19 protein-coding genes are annotated in these 20,648 nt (G+C 44.6%); 4 read left to right on the forward strand and 15 right to left on the reverse strand.

All coding sequences use genetic code 11. From position 1 onward, the window contains the following. Nucleotides 1-35 precede the first annotated feature (35 nt). Together QUE24_RS07995 and QUE24_RS08000 are read left to right on the forward strand one after the other, a co-directional pair. Complete coding sequence (locus tag QUE24_RS07995) at nt 36-1,754, forward strand: TonB-dependent receptor (RefSeq protein WP_286306061.1); 1,719 nt, start codon at nt 36-38, stop codon at nt 1,752-1,754. A gap of 2 nt (nt 1,755-1,756) precedes the next feature. Beyond that, nucleotides 1,757-2,470 carry a TonB-dependent receptor domain-containing protein gene (locus QUE24_RS08000; RefSeq protein WP_286303335.1) on the forward strand — a complete coding sequence of 238 codons (714 nt, stop codon included), beginning with the start codon at nt 1,757-1,759 and terminating at the stop codon, nt 2,468-2,470. An 83-nt stretch (nt 2,471-2,553) separates the two neighbouring features. Here the strand turns inward: QUE24_RS08000 and QUE24_RS08005 are convergent, their stop codons facing one another. From QUE24_RS08005 to QUE24_RS08025, 5 genes are all read right to left on the reverse strand, one after another. Further along, nucleotides 2,554-2,919 (reverse strand): Fis family transcriptional regulator, encoded by a 366-nt coding sequence (locus QUE24_RS08005; protein ID WP_286303337.1) that lies wholly within the window; start codon nt 2,917-2,919, stop codon nt 2,554-2,556. Nucleotides 2,920-2,977: 58 nt separating this feature from the next. Continuing rightward, nucleotides 2,978-3,643 carry a pyridoxamine 5'-phosphate oxidase family protein gene (locus QUE24_RS08010; protein ID WP_286303338.1) on the reverse strand — a complete coding sequence of 222 codons (666 nt, stop codon included), beginning with the start codon at nt 3,641-3,643 and terminating at the stop codon, nt 2,978-2,980. Nucleotides 3,644-3,758: 115 nt separating this feature from the next. Next, nucleotides 3,759-5,393 carry a PepSY-associated TM helix domain-containing protein gene (locus tag QUE24_RS08015; protein ID WP_286303339.1) on the reverse strand — a complete coding sequence of 545 codons (1,635 nt, stop codon included), beginning with the start codon at nt 5,391-5,393 and terminating at the stop codon, nt 3,759-3,761. 12 nt (nt 5,394-5,405) lie between these two features. Continuing rightward, the gene (locus tag QUE24_RS08020) at nt 5,406-5,687 is read right to left on the reverse strand and encodes a hypothetical protein (RefSeq protein ID WP_286303341.1); all 282 of its coding nucleotides are present in this window, start codon (nt 5,685-5,687) and stop codon (nt 5,406-5,408) included. A 340-nt stretch (nt 5,688-6,027) separates the two neighbouring features. Continuing rightward, on the reverse strand, nt 6,028-8,076 hold the full coding sequence (locus QUE24_RS08025) for a TonB-dependent receptor (RefSeq protein WP_286303342.1): 2,049 nt from the start codon (nt 8,074-8,076) through the stop codon (nt 6,028-6,030). Between the two features lie 106 nt (nt 8,077-8,182). Between QUE24_RS08025 and QUE24_RS08030 the strand changes: the two genes are divergently transcribed. Continuing rightward, the gene (locus QUE24_RS08030; RefSeq protein WP_286303343.1) at nt 8,183-9,295 is read left to right on the forward strand and encodes a helix-turn-helix transcriptional regulator; all 1,113 of its coding nucleotides are present in this window, start codon (nt 8,183-8,185) and stop codon (nt 9,293-9,295) included. A gap of 221 nt (nt 9,296-9,516) precedes the next feature. After that, on the forward strand, nt 9,517-10,023 hold the full coding sequence (locus tag QUE24_RS08035) for a sigma-70 family RNA polymerase sigma factor (protein ID WP_286303344.1): 507 nt from the start codon (nt 9,517-9,519) through the stop codon (nt 10,021-10,023). Here the strand turns inward: QUE24_RS08035 and QUE24_RS08040 are convergent. From QUE24_RS08040 to QUE24_RS08090, 10 genes are all read right to left on the reverse strand, one after another. Further along, entirely contained in the window at nt 10,020-10,394 is a 375-nt protein-coding gene (locus QUE24_RS08040; protein ID WP_286303345.1) for a YbaN family protein, read from the reverse strand. The two genes, QUE24_RS08035 and QUE24_RS08040, sit on opposite strands and share 4 nt — an antisense overlap. Before the next feature lie 3 nt (nt 10,395-10,397). Then, nucleotides 10,398-11,006 carry a biliverdin-producing heme oxygenase gene (locus tag QUE24_RS08045; RefSeq protein ID WP_286303346.1) on the reverse strand — a complete coding sequence of 203 codons (609 nt, stop codon included), beginning with the start codon at nt 11,004-11,006 and terminating at the stop codon, nt 10,398-10,400. 81 nt (nt 11,007-11,087) lie between these two features. Next, a complete protein-coding gene (locus tag QUE24_RS08050; protein ID WP_286303347.1) occupies nt 11,088-12,347 on the reverse strand; it encodes a tetratricopeptide repeat protein in 1,260 nt (419 codons plus the stop codon). A gap of 103 nt (nt 12,348-12,450) precedes the next feature. Next, complete coding sequence (locus QUE24_RS08055; protein WP_286303348.1) at nt 12,451-13,959, reverse strand: surface lipoprotein assembly modifier; 1,509 nt, start codon at nt 13,957-13,959, stop codon at nt 12,451-12,453. A 76-nt stretch (nt 13,960-14,035) separates the two neighbouring features. Continuing rightward, nucleotides 14,036-14,548 carry a Slam-dependent surface lipoprotein gene (locus QUE24_RS08060; RefSeq protein ID WP_286303350.1) on the reverse strand — a complete coding sequence of 171 codons (513 nt, stop codon included), beginning with the start codon at nt 14,546-14,548 and terminating at the stop codon, nt 14,036-14,038. After that, the gene (locus QUE24_RS08065) at nt 14,549-14,767 is read right to left on the reverse strand and encodes a hypothetical protein (RefSeq protein ID WP_286303351.1); all 219 of its coding nucleotides are present in this window, start codon (nt 14,765-14,767) and stop codon (nt 14,549-14,551) included. Between the two features lie 205 nt (nt 14,768-14,972). Further along, the gene (locus QUE24_RS08075; protein ID WP_286303352.1) at nt 14,973-17,882 is read right to left on the reverse strand and encodes a TonB-dependent receptor; all 2,910 of its coding nucleotides are present in this window, start codon (nt 17,880-17,882) and stop codon (nt 14,973-14,975) included. Nucleotides 17,883-18,085: 203 nt separating this feature from the next. After that, nucleotides 18,086-19,036 (reverse strand): FecR domain-containing protein, encoded by a 951-nt coding sequence (locus tag QUE24_RS08080; protein ID WP_286303354.1) that lies wholly within the window; start codon nt 19,034-19,036, stop codon nt 18,086-18,088. Then, complete coding sequence (locus QUE24_RS08085) at nt 19,033-20,001, reverse strand: FecR domain-containing protein (RefSeq protein WP_286303355.1); 969 nt, start codon at nt 19,999-20,001, stop codon at nt 19,033-19,035. The genes QUE24_RS08080 and QUE24_RS08085 overlap by 4 nt, the downstream gene beginning before the upstream one ends. Then, nucleotides 19,998-20,498: a sigma-70 family RNA polymerase sigma factor gene (locus QUE24_RS08090; protein ID WP_286303356.1), complete on the reverse strand. Its 501-nt coding sequence runs from the start codon at nt 20,496-20,498 to the stop codon at nt 19,998-20,000. The genes QUE24_RS08085 and QUE24_RS08090 overlap by 4 nt, the downstream gene beginning before the upstream one ends. Nucleotides 20,499-20,648: the final 150 nt, after the last annotated feature.

The following is a 20,648-nucleotide window of genomic DNA, read 5'->3' on the forward strand; positions in this document are numbered from 1 at the left end:
GCAACGCTAATATCCATTAACTAACAGGACTAGTGATGAAACACACCACTTTCTTACCTTTAACGTTGTCGCCATTAAGCCGACAACTCATCATGGCAGGGATGTTAACGACCGCCATGGTGAGCACTGATCTCACAACCAACCTCAGCTATGCAGACAGTATGACTCAGCAACAAAGCTTTCATATTCAAGCAGGCTCACTCGAGTCGGCACTCAATCAATTTTCTGTGCAGAGTGGGATTACCGTCTCGTTTAGCCCCGATGTAGTGGCAGGCATCCAGACCTCAGCTTACCAAGGGACTAAAGCGCCATCCTCGTTATTGAGTGTACTATTAGCTAATACAGGCTTAGAGGCGACCTTACTCTCCAATGGCAGTTACTCTATCGTCAGAAAATCAGTCCCCGTTGCTGTCACACCCAAGCAGAAACAGAGTGTCGAGCTGGATGATATGTTGATTACTTCGACACGCTCTGACACCCAGCTAAAAGATTCGCCACAAGTGGTGACGGTGATTAATCGTGCTCAGATTGAGCAGCAGATGGAAATGAGCAGTGATAGCTCTCAAATTTTGAGTAATTTGTTACCTTCATTTTCACCCAGCCGTCAGAAGCTCACCAGTGGTGGTGAAACCTTCCGTGGTCGTTCGCCGTTATTTTTGATTGATGGTGTGCCTCAGAGTAACCCACTACGTGATGGTCAGCGTGATGGTCACACCATTGATATGTCCATGGTGGAACGCGTTGAAGTGATTCACGGTGCCAGTGCTATTCATGGGCTTGGCGCAACGGGTGGTATTATCAACTTTATTACCCGCCGCCCAAGTCAGGATTCACTCAAACAAAGTCTGAATGTGCAAATGACCACACCAACCGGCGAGTTTGGTGATGAAACGTCGGGTTACCGTACAGATTACAATCTGAGTGGTAGCAAAAATGATTTCGAATATACGCTTGGCCTAAGTTACGAAAGACAAGGTGTGTTTCTGGATGCCGATGGTACCGAAATTGGTGTCGATAATGTGCAGGGCGATATCATGAACTCCAAGAGTTACGACCTGTTTACCAAGCTGGGTTACTGGATAAATGATGATCAGCATATAGAAGCTTCTCTAAATCGTTATCAAGTCAAAGGTGGCAATGATTACATTAGCGTCGACGGTGATATTGAGAAAGGTATACCCACCACCTCAGTCAGGGGAACCCCAGTCGGCGATGCGCCATATATCAGAGTCTTAACTACCAGCCTCAAATACCAGAATTATGATTTGGCGGGAATGGAGTTTACTGCCCAGGCCTATCGTCAGGAGTTTGAAGCTTTATATGGGGCACTAGCATCCAGTAGTTTCGAAGATCCTGTTTTGGCACCTGATAGCATTGATCAAACTCAGATTGAGTCAGTGAAGAAAGGGGCGAAATTCACCTTTGTTAAAGATGGTTTATTGGAAGACAGATTGAAAGTCACGACTGGTTTGGATTTGATTGAGGACAGCTCATTACAAAATCTGGCCATGACAAACCGTAATTATGTACCGGAAGTGGTCTATAAAAATTATGCACCTTTCTTGCAACTACAGTTGCAACCTATAGACGCCGTTGTATTACATGCTGGGGTTCGTTATGAGCACTCGGAGCTGGACGTCGATGACTTCACTACTGTTTATGGCAAGGGCAGTGTTGATGTCAAAGGGGGAATCCTGATTTCAGTGAGACCTTGTTTAATGGTGGTATCGTCGTTAGTCCTCTGTCCTGGATGAGCGTGTTTGCGAATTACTCAGAAGGCTTTGGTATGCCTGATGTGGGGCGTGTCTTACGCGGTGTGAGTGTCGCTGGCCTGAGTGTGGATAGTTTGCTGGATCTAGAACCCATTCTGACGACTAATAGAGAAATTGGTTTACGGTTTGACTGGGACACTGTTGACTTTGAGATCAGCTACTACGAGTCAGACTCTGACTTGGGCTCGCATCTCTCTGCTAATGCCGATAAAACAGAATATTTTGTGAATCGTGAAAAAACAGAAATCAATGGTGCTGAGGCTAACTTAGGCTGGAAAATGAATGATGACCATAAACTCAACTTGGCTTATTCCTATATTCGTGGCCGTTACGACAGCAATGATGATGGCAAAGTCGATACTGATCTCAATGGTCAAAATATTCCACCGAACCGTTTAATTGCTAGCTGGCAGGCAGAATGGACACCAAAGCTGTCGTCATTTGTACAAGCCAGTTACAACTTCGATCGTAACTTTGATGAAGAGCCGGGGAAGGATGAAGAGCAGTTCAAATCCTATGGGCTAATTGATGCCACCATGGCCTATAAACTCTCTGCTGGTAAGCTTCATGCTGGTGTCACCAACCTACTGAATAAGGATTATTTCAGCTACTCATCACAAACCAGTTATGGCTCAGATACTCGTAACTTCAAAGGTCGAGGTAGAACCTTAACAGTAGGGTATTCATTAGACTTTTAATGAGAGTAAAAAAGCCACCACTTCTGTGGTGGCTTTTTTTAGAGGTTAACCTTTGATAAGAGGCTGTCAGTTGGGCGTCGTCATTAATGGCTAGTAAAGCGAGATGGTTCATTTAATCTGCTTGCCCAATGACCATTGTGCTGAAGTGTGCAGTTTTCCTCAGTATCGTAGCTCACATGATCGGCTAGGCGTTTTAACTTGATATTACGTTTCTTAAGCTCCGATTCAATGAGTAATAGCAAACGGTCGTGCTTATCTGATTGAAGGTAGTTGTCCAAACTCTCATTGTCATCAAACACACAGATGATCTTTAGGCTGTTGGGATAGTTGTCATAGTTCACTAAGTGGGTTAACCACTCAAAGCCATGGATATCTTTTAATGCTTGCTCACATACTTCGGTGAGGAGTAGTCGTAAGGCATTGTCTAATTTTTTATCTGTTTTACGCATAATGTGGGTAAGTCTAATAGCCCTAGCTTGTGCTTAAAGATATGGTCTGCGACAAAGCTTACGCCTTGTCATCACCTGATTGAATATAGCTAAACCATTCTTCAATTGGCATGGTGCCCCCTTCTTCGGCTACCTGGTTTAATTCATGCTCACGTAATACATCTTGCAGGCTATCAATACGTTTCCAGGTGGCGATAGGTGTTTTGTATTCCTCTTTAGGAATATAACGTGACTCTTTCACTTTTTGATAACGATGAACATAGCGCGGGCAGTTTTGCCATAGTTCAGAAACGGTTACGCGTACCACCATTTCGGCTTCTTTCCATTCTTTTATCAGTGGATCGTTATTCGATGCTGTTGCTGTACCCTGCACACGAATGCGATGCGGTGTCTCAAAATTAATAAACAATAAACCGACTTCTGGATTGCCCTGAATATTGCCCATGGAGTAATACATACCATTGCCGTCATAGCTGGGAAACGCAATGGTTTTCTCATCCAACACTTTGATAAAACTGCCGGCTTCACCGCCTTTATAAGACACCGTTGGCCGACCACGCTCATCCACCGTTGTCAGAAAAAACATATCACGGCTTTCGATAAAGTCTTTGGCCATCTCATCCACTTCTGTGACTAGCGCCACTTCCTCGACCCGATCGGCCATCTCCCGGCTATTGAATAAGTCCTGAAGAGCCCGATGTTTTTCGTTATAGAGTCTGCTCATAGTGTTTCTCTCTGTGTGTTTCTATTTATTTTTGATAAGCCTTCACTGTACTGTACAAAAACAGTGGATGCCAATAGTGAAAACACGATCAGAAAACGTCGACAAAATGCCCGTTTTATACAGAGCGAATGGCTGGACGGTATGACCAGACGCTGTCGGTGACTTGACTATGATACACGCGTTGAGATGTTGCTTTGGCAAGCATGATAAAACTCACAGCTAGCATGAGTGCCACACTATCCACCATCAAAGTGTCCAGTTCAGTATGCATCCACAGCCCTGTTGATGGAATGAGGATGCTCAGTAAGCTGGTAAGTGGCATCGCAGCAGTAAGCATAGAAGCTAAGTACAGCAACTCAACCAAACTCCGGGCAGCACCACGTATGAAGCTCCATGCGATTGCGGCAAAAAACATAAAGTAATACACCCATTGGAAATGAGCGTAGGTGGCCTGGGACTCTAATGCTAACCATTTACTGCTGGCAAGCATCAAAGAAATGCCACAGACACTGCCCAGGCAAATGCCAACCGTGAGTGAGGCCATCACTTTTACATCTTTTCGTTGAGTGAATAATGTTCCATCGGGCTTACTTCGGCGACGGCGGTTTTCCACCCAGAGTAAATTACCAGTATAAAACAGCCATGCTCCGGCTAGACCCAGAATGAAATATGCCCAACGTATAGGTGAGCCGCCAAAGGTAGCAAAATGCAAAGCAAAAAAACTACTGACTGCTACCATTTCTCCCGGCTGCTGGCCTGGTAAATAATCGGTCGATTGCACTTCTCCCGAATATGGATTGATCGCAATGAAGCCTCCCGGAGCCCGGGGAGCAATGGCATGTGCTTCATGCCCCCAGATCATGACACTAGCTCGTGGTGTGGTTATACCTGAATATTGCAGCTGATAAGGTTCGAACGACGGCGCCACTTCTCTGGCGGTGGCCAGCAATCGTTCTGGTGACAACATCATTGCAGGATCAGTACTTTGTTCAGGATTCGGCTTCGGGGCACTTGAAAATAACGCCTGACGTAACTGGCCTTCATGAATGAGTTTATCCTGAGCGTCATAGATAAGATCATGGTAGGCAAAACCAAAAGCTGTGATCGCCATAATCAAGTGAAAGGGCAAACTGGTCACACCGACCACATTATGGGCATCGAGCCAGACCCGTTTTGGTTTTCTTCCCAGACGGAACGCAAACAGCTCTTTGACCAGAATAGGTAGCAGAATAATCAAGCCTGATACCAGTGCCAAGACATACAAAATGGCAAAAACACCCATAATCCAGCGATTAGGATCACTATCAACCGGCAGACCAACCACCCGGTGCAGGGTATCAATAAATTGAGCAACAGGGGCTGGGCTGACTTCTTCTGTGACGAGTGTTTGCTGTTTATCTAAATGGGCGCTGAAGTAACGCAGTGAGGACACATCATGATCGCCGCCTTTGTCACCTTCAACTGTCCACATGATCTGATGAGTGTGATGTGTTTCGGGGTCTAAATTCACTTGTATATTTCGTGCGGCGGATGGCTCTGACTCAACCAGCTGATCAAGCACAGAGGGTATTTTTTCTAGATCAATACGCTCTGATTGCTGAATAGGCGGTGTAGCCCAATGGGTAATGGGTTCTTTAAAGATGGTTAATGCACCAGCATAAAAAGCGATGAACAATGCCATGCCGCTGATAATACCCACCCAGGTGTGCAGCGATTTATAGGTACGAATAATGTCTGCTTTTACTTTCATGTGGGAGTCATCTCAGAAGGATTTAAATAAAAAATACAGTGCATACAGCACAACATTAGTTAGTCCCAGCCAAAACCAGGCACGAGCACCAGAGCGAAACAAAAAACAGGTGCTGAGAATGGTGAGCCAGATAGGGCCAAGTAACCACATGATTAATTGAGCTTCACCACTTCGACCTATCTGTAGTGGCAAAAGAAAAAACAAACCGCATATCGACATCGCAGCAAAAAAGCCTAAGACGATGCCGGCTAGGGATTTACTGATCCAGTCTGCTCGAAATGGCGTGCTTGTCATTAGCGTGCTCTCCTCAGTGATTTCCAGGCACCTATATAGGGGAATAAGACCAAGAGAAGCATTACCCATATCAGCATCATGAACACACCTGCTACGAGCTGCATGGTGGTGATGACTAATATCAGGCTTATACTCATTAATAAAAGCCCAATTCGCCTTAAATAGGATGCAGGCCAGACCTTGCTCAACCAAAGTTGATGCCGCGAGGCTAAATAAACACACACACTTCCGCCGAACGACAGCATTAGCGCAATATAAGGATAAATGGTCATACTTTGGGATCTCTAAAAATAAAAGCAGCCGTCAATAACGGCTGCTTGGTTTTACCCGTGACTAAGGCTTAAAAGAATGAATACGTGGCAGAGATACCGACGTTACGCGCCTCAACAAAGTCTGCATACGCTACCGGGACTCTAGCACCAACAGGTTCACGAGAACGGCGAGCGCGTTTATCGGTCAGGTTGTTAACAAATGCAGACAACTCCAGATCAGCAATACGATAATTGGCACGTAAGTTTATTAAAGAAAAACCGCTGACTTCACGCTCTTTCGTATTTTCTACATCACTGAAATAACCACTGGTGTATTGAATATTACCGCCGAGATCAAAATCATCAGACACATAATAGGTAGCGGCAAAATTGACCGTTTTATCGGGGGCTGAGTTAAGTTCATTACCATCAAGCCCTGTATAGTCGTCACCAGCATCTTTGATTTCGGTGTGTAATAAACCGATTCCTAGACGAGTTTGAAGATTATCCGTCACCAAGGCTGTACCCTCTATTTCGGCTCCGTAGGTTTCCACTTTCTTGATATTGTCAATGCGGCGAAGCGAATTCACACCTTGATAACCATCAAAGTCATTGAAGAACACATTCGCATGGACTTCGTAGCGGTTATCATCAAAGCTGGTGCGAATAAATGCCTCGTAAGTATCTACTTTTTCTTCGTCAAAGTAGTAATAGGCATTATCCGTTACAGAGAGTGCACCACCGGCAGAGTTATAGCCTTTTACAGCACTGACACCGATCCGAGTTTCTGGCGTGATGTCGTATTTCAACGCGACTTTGGGTAGCAAAATCGTATCGTCCTCTTTCAACGTATATGGTAGCCCACCATAAGTAAAATCACGCTCTTGAGATTCATCCTGATAACGCAATCCGGTTGTTAAAATTAACTTTTCAGTTAAGCCGAAGTTAAGTTCACTGTATATTGCTTTTGAGTCGGTGGTGTCGTCACCGTTATAGTCAGCTGAGCCACCGATACTATCGATATCTTGATCACGTTTGTAATAGTCGAGACCGATAAACCCGTTAAAGGCATGGTTACCTTCACCAAAATTTAATTTCACATCAATGTTTCTGCTTTTATCATCAATATCCAGATTTTGTGTATCAGCAGGATCCGCTTGATACGTTTCAAACGCATATTGGTAGTCTAGTTGAGCCAGCTTGATGTCCAAAGAAGTACTCGTGTTGATTTGATAATGTGCATCAATGCTGTTCATCACACTTTCTGTGTCCATATCACGGAAAAAGGTTTTGAAATACGCATCGGTGTCAGTATCTTCAAAATAACGACGGCCTCCATCACCTTTTTCAGTGTATTGAGAGTGAGTGAACATTAACTCCAAATTATCAGTCGGTGTCCAAAGTAATTTGAAGCGACCTTGTTTGGTATCCAGCTCATTCAAATCAATATTGGTTGGATTACTTTCATAGGGTTCGTTGCTGGTATCGGTTTGTCCATCAATTAACTGACCAGAAAAACGAAATGCCAATGTATCTTCAATAACAGGACCAGACAGCATGACCGCTTTGTCTATATAGCGTTCGTTATTACGGTAGCCCAACCTCACTTTACCTTCCCAATCAAACGTTGGATCAGCTGTCTTGATATACATGGCACCAGCGATACTATTACGTCCATTATTGGTAGATTGAGGGCCACGGAAGACTTCAATTTGCTCAATATCCCACAAGCCAGAATCACCGACTAAGTCAGCGATAAAAGGTTGGTTAACACCATCAATCAATGTTGAAAAACGAGCACTGGCTCCACCTGTTACGGCATTAAAGCCACCTGCAGCACCATTACCTAAAACACCTCGAACATTCGCTACAGCACCGGTTTGTACAACAACATTCGGTACAGAAGAAATAGCATCACGCAAGGTGTGGTATTGGTTTGATTTCAATGCTTCTTGATCAATGACGGAAACGGAAGAAGCTGTGTCTTTCAGAGTCCGTGTTTGTTTTTCACCTTCAACAGTGATGCTGCCTAACTCAACACGGTTGCTCTGATTTGAGTTGCTGTTTACCGCGTCTTCAGCAAAGACTTGTGTACTCATACAGGCTGATATTGCGATGGCTAAGATATGTTTGTTCATAAATCCCCTTAACATTAAGCGTAGATCGATTTTCTTGTTATTGTTTGTAAATGAAAATCATTATCATTATATAATGTGACTATAGAGCAAGTTCCCAAAAAGAGTTATGAGCAAACGTCATAGTGTTATGAAAAATCACCAGTCAGTCGAAAGCGTGCTATCAAATGATGAAAAAACAGCCCTGACAGTAGCTGAACAGAATGACTATTCACCAAACAAACAAAATAATCAGGTGACAGCGAGACTGGATAATATGATTTATCTGTCTGAGCTGAATCGAATGAATGTGCGTTATGTCAGCTTTTCAGAAGACAAGGCACAGGATGAAGTCGTTTTAAAAGGCCTCTTTCATCATCATTTTGATCGGCATGGTCTGTCTGTGCATGCCGGTAACTTAATAGAAATGGCGGATAGAACCAGCTTTGCAGAACTGCCTCCTGCGATCAGCATGACCATCTTATTTGATGGAAAAGTGTCATTTTCGCTTGGCTCGCAACGTTATCAGCTAGGTTGTCTTGGTGAGGGCCGTGTGGAGTGTTCCGCTTTTATTATTAATCAACCTGAAATGCTTAGTCGCCGTTTCGAACGCGGTATGCATGTGAATAAACTCAATATATTTATCGAACGACAATGGCTTGAGGAAAGAGCGACTACACCAGATGAAAAGCAGCATATTCAACAGCTATTTCAAGCTCATGCTGCTTTTTACCATTGGCAAGCTTCTGATGTGGTTGCAAAGCTGGCCAGTGATTATTTATTTAAAGCTCAACAAACGACTATTCAGGATGAGCTACTGAAAGAGGCGATCATCTTTCAACTGATCGCTGAAAATCTAAAGGTACTCACGTCACTTCAACGAACAGAAATGCCACAAAAAACAGATCAACCCTGTGCAACTTCATTACAGGAAAACCAACTAAGACATCAAATTGATGACATGCTGATGCAATCCATGACCGTTGCAGAAATGGCTTCAGCGATAGGGCTGAGTGTGAGCACCTTACAGCGTAAGTTTAAAACGACCTATGGGATGACGGTGAATAACTACTGTCGCCAACGACGTCTGGATATGGCAAAAAAAGCATTATTGGTCGACAAGAAATCCATTGGTGAAGCTGCCTTTATAGCCGGTTATGCTCACCCCTCAAACTTTATTACGGCTTTTAAAAAACGCTTCAAACTCACTCCTTCAGAACTGGTTGCCACCATACTGCCGTGATGTTTCGACAAACAGGGGGTGATCTTGGCTAAAAATGAATAACGGAATTTATCCATACTTAAGTCACTCGGATTAGCGCTAAGGGTGCAATCACGTGAGAATAAATCCAATAAAAATCAATTAACTATTATCTAAACGTGGCATTTGCAATTTTTTAGTTTATAGATGATAATGATTCTCGTTAAGATTTGTAAGTTTTTACTAAGTTTAAGGGGATCATCATGCGTGCTACACACACAGACACTATTGAAAATCTGTACCTGGAGCACCGTGGTTGGTTGTCGGTCTTTATCCAACGCCGCATGGGGTGTCCTGAAACCACCGCCGACCTGATTCAGGATACCTATCTACGAATACTCACGAGTGGTCGATTACCCGAGCAAAAAGATGCCCGTAAATATCTGACGCATATTGCCAAAGGTCTGGTGATTGATGTATTTCGTCGCCGTCGTGTTGAAGAAGCCTATCTGGAATTTCTGAAACAACAACCGGAGGACACAGCCCATTCGGTTGAAACTCAAGCATTGATGATAGAAGCCTTAACCCAAATTGATAGCTTATTGCATCGTTTGCCTGCTAATGTGCGTCAAGCCTTATTAATGAGGCAGCTTGATGGCATGAGCTATAAGGACATTGCTAAACAGTTAAATGTCTCTGTATCCTCAGTGGAAAAATATATCGCCAAAGGTTTGCAGGCATGTCTTGCTACCTCACTCTCATCAGACTAACTCGCGATGTTTGATGGTTCTGGTCGGGTGATTAACCAGTACAACACGGCCACCATCATGCTTGAACTCACACATTTCACCCACAGTGGTAGTCCACTTAAAAATAGCAGATAACAGCTGATTGTCATCGAAACTAACGCTATCACTTTGGCGCGTCGTGGTATGGCTCGGTGTTGCTGCCATTGCTGAATCATATAACCAAATCGTGGATGCGCTAATAACCAGCGATGCAATTGTGGCCAGCCTTTTGCCGAACACCAGAGTGCCATCAAGACAAACTCGGTAGTAGGTAAGCCCGGTAATATCAGGCCTACGAAGGCAATACCGAGAAAAATCAATGCGAAAAGGCGCCACAATAAGGTTATAACCATGGTTTAACTCGCTACAGCATCATCTATCATTACATCGTTAACGGCATCAGTGACAAAAATAAAAGCCTGTGTTGCACCCGCTAATGCTTTTTCACGTTGTGCTTGTGTTAACTCAAGTTGATCTAACATCGCTTTAAACTGTTTCCAGTGAGTGGCGCGTCCATCCGAGTGTGCTGCCATATGGCTGGCACCAAACGTTTCAGACAAGTTCAGTTGGTTTTTGACATGTTTGAGTAACATCGCCGCGCCTAGCGTTGAACCTTCAAGCGCGTATAACCAACCAAGGCCTTCATACTCATCTGCGATCTTGATGTAGCTTGCGATACGCTGATCTTCTGCGATGAGCGTATTATTTAATTCAACGTCCTCACAGTCTGATAAAACCGCATTAAGACGGCTACGACCACTCAAGTCAGGCAGTAAGTTTAAGAGCTTGGTATTGTGATAGAGCGGTTCTGCTGCAGTATGCAGACGTAATTGCATACGCAGAAACCCTTGATAATGTTTGCTATCCGCAAATGGATTTAGTTGCATCACGCGTTTATCCAGTACTTCATGTAAATCATGTGTTTCGCTGCGTAAAGCATTTGAGAGAGTCAGTTGGTCTGTCATCGGTTTATCCTGTTCATAAAATGTCTGTGTTATTTGATATACCGAAGCAGACGCTGATTTCCGTAATGCAGCAGCTGATTTTTAATGAAGTTGTTGTTTAATCTCCTGAATGGCTTGATTGTACTGAGCGGCTTTAGCAGGTTTATCCCAAGCGATATAAAGCGACTGTATATTTTGTAAAGCCAGTAGCAGGTTTTCATCTGTTGCAGATCGGGTCTTTTGCAAGTTCTCTACGGCGGTGAGAAAAGCCGTTTCGGCTTTAGCAAATTGTCGTTTGTTGTAATACAAAGTGCCGAGATAACCGGCAATGCCTGCTGCCTCAACAGGTCTTTCCTGCATACTTTGATATAACGCTAAGCTCTGCGATAAAGATGCTTCAGCCGATTTTGTATCATGTGTCGCCAGTTGTAACGCGCCGAGATTACCTAAAATGGTGGCTTGCTCAATACTGTGTTCTTTGTTCAATAACTTAAGTTGTGACAAGGCTTGCTGATAATACTGTGCTGCCTGCTCAAGATGATTTTGCTGCTGTTGGTATAAGCCTAATTCATTGAGCTGCATCACTGTTGCCATCGAGGCGGGGGCATCATTTTGTGCATTGAGATTTTGCTTTCGGATTGAAGCTGCTTTTTCAGTCTGACCAGATTTGTCATAGGCTATGGCGAGTAAATTCAGTAATTCTGGCAACCGTTCAGCGGTCAGTTTTGATTCACCATTGAGTTTCTTTTTCATCTGTTCAAGTGAGGTGATGGCTTGATAATACTGCCCCTCTTTTAATTGAATATTAGCAGCTGATAACACTAAATCGCTTTCTATGGATAAGGGTAATTGAGCACCTGTTTTATCCATTGAGTCGGATAAGGTGGTTGAAACCAGATGTAATGCCTGCTGCTGATTGCCTAGTGAGATCAGGATTTGCGTCTTTAATAAAATGGCCTGCCACATCTTGCCGTTACCATCACTCTGGCTGAGCTGGAATTGTTCTATCGACTCACCCAACACGCTATCGGCTTTATTTAGCTGATGATTTTTTTGCAGTAACACGCCCTGATTAAATAATAAGGTGGCGAGCTGTTCATCAGGCGAAGCGGATGCTTTTTTGGCTAAGGTCACCGCGGTTGATAAGGAGGCCATTGCCTGCTCAGGCTGACCTTTTGCCTCCTGAATAAATGCCAATAGATTGAGGCTGCTGGCTTTGTAGATATCACCATTATCAGCTTTTTCAGCACGAGCAATGGCTTTGCGGATGGCTGTTTCAGCGGCTTCATAATTGCCCGCTTGATAGGCGCTGGATGCTTCAGATTGCCATTTTTGCCATTCATTTTGCTCAGCAGCTTGCACACTTAATGAGCTGAAAACAAGGCAAACCAGTAAGACAAAAAATGGGGGGTATCAACATAAATAATCCTAATTCTTTTCTGCTTTTGGCTGATTTTAAAGTGGTTTAAAACCGCTTTTCCAATTTCAAACTGGTGATATTCCTATCATAGGAATAAAGCCAATTCACATTGCTATGTACTTTGCGATGCTTGAAGGTAAGGTTTGGTTCCAGCCCATAAAAACTCAGTCCGGGAAACCGCACAATAAGGGTGTAGTTTTGTTCAATATCTTCACGCTGCTCACCCAGTAAAGCGTTAAATTCATCATGCTTACGTTGACGCACAGAGGTGAAAAGGACGGCATTGATGTTGTCACTAAACTCTTTGGAGACACCTGCTCTTATGCCATATTGTTGATAAGCGAAGGGTTCTGTCTCTGCTTCTTTCTTGGTCCAGTCCACCCCGCCAAATAGCGTCCATTGATCAGGGAATACATACCAGGCGGTGGCATAAGCTGACCAAATATCACCGTTGTAAGCAGCGTAGTCTTTTTGTCGATATTGCTGATCTTTATAATCGGCTTCAAGTTTAAACAGCACACGATCGGACACATAATGTAACCACTCACTATGTAGTCCCCAGGCTCCATATATGGATCGATGACCATAACGAGAGAAATCAAAAGACGGTGCTAGTGAAAATTGATTGCGTTGAGTTTGGTAGCTATAACCGAGCTGTGAGGTAATTTGGCTTTCATTAAAATCAGAGTGGTCTTTGTAACTTTGGCCAAATAATAACGAACGAAAAAATAGGCCATGATGACCGGACAAAGCAAATCGTTTATTGAGTGTGGCTTCGTAGTCCAGACCATGTGCTTCCACCGCTTCGGGTGTCTCGCGTTCGTAAAAACAGACATTACCAAAATAGAGTAAACAACTGTAACTCTCGGATGATTGGTTTAAGTTATCAACCCAGGTGGGACCAATCGAAAACGAACCTTGCCAGGACTGACGTTTATCTAACGCCTGCAAAAAACTATCCACTGTGGTGCTAACGCCTTGCTGACGAGCATCGGCGGGATTGAGTGTCTGTTGAATAGTACTGAATACTTTATCTGAGTCTGCATCTTTTCTGTTCTCAAACAGCACGCGTGCCAGCTCTAACTGACCGGGTAAAAAGTCGGGTTTTAAGTCGATAAGCTGGCGGTATTCTGATTCTGCCTGTTCCAGATTGCCTTCCATCCGAGCAATAGCGCCCCGGGCATAAGCGAGCAGCATAGGATCTGTATCAGCAAACTCTTCATATTCTTCTAGAAAAAACTTCACCGATGACCACTGTTTTTTCTGCAATGACACATACAGGGCGCGACCCACATCATTACTGTTGTGCTGAACAGTATATGACTGACCATCAATGATTAAACTGGGCCGTTCACCTCGCAGATAGTCTTCATCTTTCAGGATTTCCTGCTCTTGTTGATCAGCGCGTAACTCAATGCCCTGATTTAAGCGAAGAGACGTGTCTTTATCATCTGCCCAACTGTTCGGACTGGTTAACGATAAAACGGTCAGGCACAAAAACGCTACCCATCTTGAGGTGGGGTAGTGGTGAGATCGGTATACATCAAACATCATGTTGAAACTCATGAAAAGGAAAAAGCCAGATGCCCGGAAGCATCTGGCCATGTTTCATCCTTGAACTAACTAATGATTATTGAGCACCACCAAAAGCAGTGTCATAATCACGGTTAGCAAATTTAGCAATCCCTGCTAAAGCGGCAGCATCTGCACCATAGAAGTGACCTTCAGATGTACCAATCGCTGAGCTATTAGCTACAGCGTCACCTGAGAAGCTGGCATCAGCACTATTAATCGAGGCATTGATAGCAATGCTCAGACCAGTTCGGCTCATTGTTCCAGATAAGTTACCCGTGCCGAAGTTAGCATTCAGCGTTCCGGTCAGTAAGTTAGAGCCGTTGTAATTGTTGATACCTTTAACAGTGTAGGCGGCTGTACCAGTGGTTGGCATGGTAGTGTCTGTGTCATCACCAGAGTAGTAGACCACTCGGGTTGGGTCATTTGTGGTGCCATTTTGTGACCATTCACCGAAATAGATTTCCTGTCCAGCGACCTGAGCAAAGTCAAAATTTCCAAACGCAGCGTGACTTGGAGGCGTCATCGCCGTGGTGATGGCGTAGATATTGTTCGCATCAACGCTGCCCATTCATTTTAGGCTGGAGAAACCAATCATGGTGCCACCATAGAAAGCATTCACTCCAACACCTGGCGCACCTATCGTGCCTGGGTGATCTGGAGATGTACTGGTGGTACCTCCGACGGTGATGGTACCGTCATAGCTTTGACCTGATTCTGTCGCATGAGCCATACCAGTTAGACCTAAAGCTAAAGCAAGAATTGATAGTTTTTGTACTGTTTTCATCATATTGTCCTCGTATTTAAAAAATAGTTAGTTATTCGGTAACGCTGCTTTTTTTGAGAAACCACCTCCTTGTTCCATGATTAAAATTTAGCCGTGAGGCTGAGTTTGAATGTGCGCCCCGGGGCGGGAATAGCAGAACGACTCATCGGATCGATGTAATATTCATTACTGAGATTAGTGCCGGTCAGTTCTACACTGATGTCATCGTTTAACTGGTAGCTGGCATAGGCATCAAATAGCAGAATGGTGTCCCATGACAGGGGGTATTCGCGTAGTAACTAATGGCTGAAGGATCACGGTAGTTACTTTCAAACTTGTCTTCGTGTTTGTAGTAATAGGTGACACGACTTCCTAGCTCTAATTTACGATTGAAAAATCGCCCGCCCAGCGTCCAGTTTGCGGTGTATTCCGGCATGGCCATGCTCACCAGATAACCACCGACAAAGCCATCTTCAACACAATCACTGGTGGATCGATAATCGAGCACAACAGCGGTGGATTCATCACAGACTTCATTTTCGAAGTTATAGGCCAGGCTCAAGTTGGTGAAGAAACCGCCGTTGTCATAGCGACCCTGAAATTCAATACCTTCCAGCGTTTGTTTCTCCAGGTTACTGAAGTTGAGGTTAGGATCTCGCTCGATAACGTTTTCAGTGCGGTTATAAAAGTAACTGAGTTTGATATCGGCATAATCCGCATCAAAAAACCCCGCCAGGTTATGAACATAACCCACCTCATAGTTATAAATATGCTCTGGTTTTAACTCATAATTTGGATTGGGCAGTGAGGCTGAAAAGCTGATGGTATTTTCAAATAAACTGGGGAAACGATAAGCTTGGCTATGGCGAGCATAGATACGACTATCATCATTCAGATCCATCGCAACAGACAGAACCGGAGCCCAACCATCACCTTTAAGGTGTTTCACCTTTTTAATGGTTTGCACATTGCCAATGACTGTCGCTCCGTTAAGACAAGCCGTCACATCAACATCAGCCGTTAAGCAGGGGTGATTATTTCTATAATATTTGCCATCTTTACCGACTTTCCAGACCGTTTCCTGTGTGGCAGTTTCAGTAGTGCCGACAGTGTCCTGAATGCCTTGTATAGCTGCATCAACGTCAACACCCAATGACTCCCAAAACGCGCGGCTATCCTCCCAGCTTTGTATTTGCGGGTCCACATCAGCCTGAGTAATGACTCTGTCATATTCGATATAGATGGTCCTTCCCAAAGTAGGCGCATAACTATTGAGGCTGGTATTACCCGCATCCAATTGGCTTTTACGAAAATCATCAAACGTCCAGAAAGAGGAATAACGCATGCCGGCATCCACACTAAGAAAGTGTGTGGGTTTCCAGGCAAAGTTGAAATTCATTTCTTTTTCTTGACGACGTCCAGCTTTGGGATACATTCGGAAGCTACCCGTCGGATCATAACGATCATCAGAACGTAATTTTTCATGCTGATAACGGCCGCCCACGGTCAGATCGAGGTTATCCATCAAAGCAAAGGTATTGCTCAAGGTGACACCACGACGATCTTCTTTGGCATTTCTTAGTGCTGTATTACGAAGAGTGGTATTACCCGAGGCATTGTTATCATAAGGTTCATTGGGGTAACCACCTGCCGTGTAGGTGTCACTGACGGTATCCGTTCTCCAGACACTGGCATACAAATCGACCCAACGATTGGTTTCAGGGTTGAGCTCGTATTCGACGTTATACGCTTTTGCTTTTACTTCACTTAATGGCCATTGCGGCACACCTTCATCGACAGCTCTTTCCCATGAAATTCGTGACGGGAATATTTCGCCATAGGTAGTGGATGTATCGCGGTAACCAAATGAGAGGCTGTGGTTATCACTGAATTTGAACTTGGCTTTTGCTAACCAGGATTCCATTTCGCTTGAAGTATTGGGCAGTTCATCCCCTGGCTTATAGATGTTGGCCATATCAGGAATCATATTGTCTTGAAGATTATCCGAACCACGAGAGTAGAAACCATCCTGATGTTTCCCTGCAAAATGGTTACCTTTCTTGCGGTAAGCGTAAGCCCCCATGAGATCAAATGCCTCCTGACGGGTACCAACAGCCAGACGATAAGCATAGTCATCAAAATAGTCTTGCCCACCTGAATGGGGTTCGACATAGAGCGTTGGATCGTAGATATCACCTTGAGCATTAAAACCGGGAATATCGGTGTAGGACTGGCCACTGGATAAACGTGGCACACTCGCATCGACTGCATTATTGCTGCCTTCGAGTTTAAGTTCGCCGCCGAATGCTTCACCTGGTTTTAGGATGTCATCCACACTAAGTGTGCTAGCCACTATGGCACCGCCGATACCGCTATGAACATTACGTTCAAGGTTGGGGCCTTTTATCGCTTTGATATTACCGATGAGATTAGGGTCGATATAACTTCGGTTATTGGCACCGTTATAACCACGCCAGATAGTAATTGCCTGTTCAGTGCCATCGATGGTGAGTGGCACACGGCCAGGGCCCTGAATGCCTCGGATATTGGGATCAATACCGCCACTGTTACGGGCATCGGCGCTGTAAACATTGAGCATGCCACTGAGCATATCGGCGGGTGATGAACCTTTGAATCGCTCTAACTCTTGTTTACCGACATAGGTGCTGGAGATGTTTTTATCAAATACATCGTTATAACCAATAGTGTCTTGGGTAAACAGCATCGTGTCACCCACAATGTCGATTTTTCCTAAATCCACACTGCTTTCATCTTCAGAAAGGCTGAGAGTGGGAACGGGTTCAATACGATAGCTGCCGTCAGGCTGTTGGACGGCGGTTAGCCCAGTACCAGTCAGTAAGGTTTGCAGACCTTGATGTGGGGTATAGTCACCCACCAAGCCATTGCTGTGTTGATGATTGACCAAAGAGGAGTCAACATATAAAGCAATACCGGCATTGAGGCCAAATTGACGTAAGACCTGGTCAAGGCTTCCTGCCGACAAAGAAAAAGACTGAACATCCGTGTTGCTGTCTTGTGCATAAACGTGCTGGCTGACACCGGCAAACAGGCCAGTGGCAGCACACATATTAAGCGTGATGAATAGAGTGGGAAGTCGTAAAAAACGACGTAACGGCATGTTTCAGTTCCTTCAGTATTTATTAGTCAGTAAAAGTGGTTTGTACTTGTAATACCGAACGTGGAATGAAAACCCGTAATAATAATTATTCGCATTAACCGGTTGTTAGACGAGTTGATGTATATGAAGTGATTATCCATCTGTTTTAAAAGGGAAATTTAAGCGGGGTGATTAGCTGGAAAAGTCGCTAATGACACAAAAAATTAAGATGTTAAGGGTTTGATTGTGACCCAGTAGGGGGAGAAGTAACTGACTTTCACCGGCAAAATCTCACTGAGCTGTTCCAGTACTCGATCTGTATCTTGCACAGAAAAAATACCGGTAATCGTTAACCGTTTGAGTTCCGGACTGACACGAATCATACCCGAGCGGTATCTGGTTAATTGGTGGACAAACTCATCCAGAGGCATATCAGCTACGGCGAGTTTACCCTCCTGCCATAAGTTGGAGGCGGGATCAGCATGGAACGGCTGAGCGATTTGCACTGCTGAAAAGTTAACACCTTCACCTGCAGGAACAATGGTGTGTATGTTAGTTGTTTCTGTTGGCGTGATTCTCACTCGACCTTCAAAGACCTTTAACTGTGTTTCTAACTCAGATTGCTGCACATTGAAACGTGTGCCGAGCGGCTCTAGCAATCCATCCCGGCTAACAATGGTGAGAGGGCGGGGATCTTTACCGGTATCGATCGCGATTTCACCGTAATGCAATATGATTTTGCGTGTGTCGGCATCATAATCGACATCAACTTTGCTATTGGTATTCAAGGCCAATGTTGTGCCATCCGTCAGTTGCCAATGACGAATCTCGCCTTTTGCCGTGGCATATCGCGTGCCAGGCACGGATAAAGGTCCCCAGTGCTGAACACCCATTGCGCCCACCCCCACGCCAATACCGACGACGGTGAGCAGTTGACGACGACTCATACCGGGGCGATGTTGTAATACCTGACTACCGATACGTCTGTCGGGCACAGCATTGAACTGCTGCTGAAGATTAACAACTTGTTGCCATGCTTTTTGATGGATAGGATCTGCATCAAGCCAGTCTTGAAAGGCCTGCTTATCCTGCTCAGACACATCATCTGCCCAGAGCCTTGCCGCCCAAACGCAGGCTTGATTGATAGGATCTGAATTCGTCAGTGCTTGAGTCATAAAGCACGGTCTCTTGGAACAACCGTCACCCAATAACGTGTGCGAGACTGAATAGACACGGGCAGCGCTTGTGCCATTTGTTGCAAGGCTTTATCAGTATCATTAAGTGGAAAAACGCCACTGACTTTGAGATCAGCAACCGTTGCATCACAGCGTAAAATGCCGGAACGATAGCGTGATAACTCATGAATAAATTCAGACACGGGCATTTGCTCTGCTACCAGCTTATGCTGTGTCCAACTGGTGATGGCAGGGTCCGCTTTAACGGCTTTTGCTAACTCAAGTTGATTAAACCGAATCCTTTCGCCCGCATTTAAGGTGAGTTTTTGTTGTACCTGATGGATTAACACGCTGTCCTGAACCACGGTAACTTCGGTTGAATCAGCATTTTGTCGGACATTAAATTGTGTGCCTAGGGCCTCAATTTTCCCTTCAGCTGTCACCACAATAAATGGCTGACCAGCAAACTCAGCTGCATGACCCGTGGTAATAAACACTTCACCGTGTTTGAGATGAATCAGACGTTGTTTGCCATTAAACACAACATCAATAGCTGTATCGGTATTGAGTCGAAGATGACTGCCATCGGCTAACTGCACATCACGCGTTTCACCGATACTAGTGCTGTAATCAGACATCGCCTGTTGCCATAGTTGTGTTTTTTGCAGGCCATAGCCCACACTGGCAGAGCCGATGAATATTCCGACCCACTGTAAGAACTGACGACGACTACTGGCCGGTGTTGAAGTGAGTAAGGTACTGTTGGCAGCATGTTCTGGAAGGCGATCAAAACGTTCAGCCATGGACGCTAAAATTTGCCAGGCTTTTTCATGCTCCGGGTTTTGCTGACGCCAGTGTTCACAAGCTTGTTTATCTTCCAGACTGGCATCATCTGCCCAGAGCCTAGCCATCCACGCAGCAGCTGTGTCGATGATATCGGGTTGTGGATGTGAAGAAGAACTCATGATGATGCTTTCAAACTATGGAGATAACAGGCTGCTAATGCCTTAGCTACATACTTTTCTACAGAAGACACAGACACATTCATCTTCGTGGCAATCTCTTTGTAACTCAGGCCGTCCAGCTTCCTCATCAAAAAAGCCTGACGCACATGCGTAGGTAAGGCTTGCAGCATCTGGTCAATTTCCAACAAGGTTTCTACCACAATGTGTTGGGTTTCTTCACTGGGGATCTCTTGTTCTGGAAGATGGCGAATAGTTTCCAGATAAGCCGCTTCAATTTGCCGACGACGAAATAAATCAATCATCAGGCTTTTGGCGATACGTGTCAGATAGCGTCGCGGCTGATCATCTGTTGGCAGTGAGTTAGAAAGCATCACTTTGAGGTAAGTATCGTGAGCGATATCAGCGGCACTGTGTTCACATCCCAAACGGCCACGTAGCCAGCGATGTAACCAGCTATGGTGCTCACGATATAAGGTGTCGATATTGTGTTGAGACATGAGTAGAAAACAATGACTTACATTTGATAATGAGATACATTATCGTTTAAATGTCAGCTGATCAAGTTTTTTTACGTTTCGATTTTCTGGTGATGACTCTCATCAAAGTGTAAAGAAAAGCACTTCTCTTAAATAGAAAAGTTATTTATT

This window comes from Methylophaga marina (genome assembly GCF_030296755.1).
Lineage (GTDB): Bacteria > Pseudomonadota > Gammaproteobacteria > Nitrosococcales > Methylophagaceae > Methylophaga > Methylophaga marina.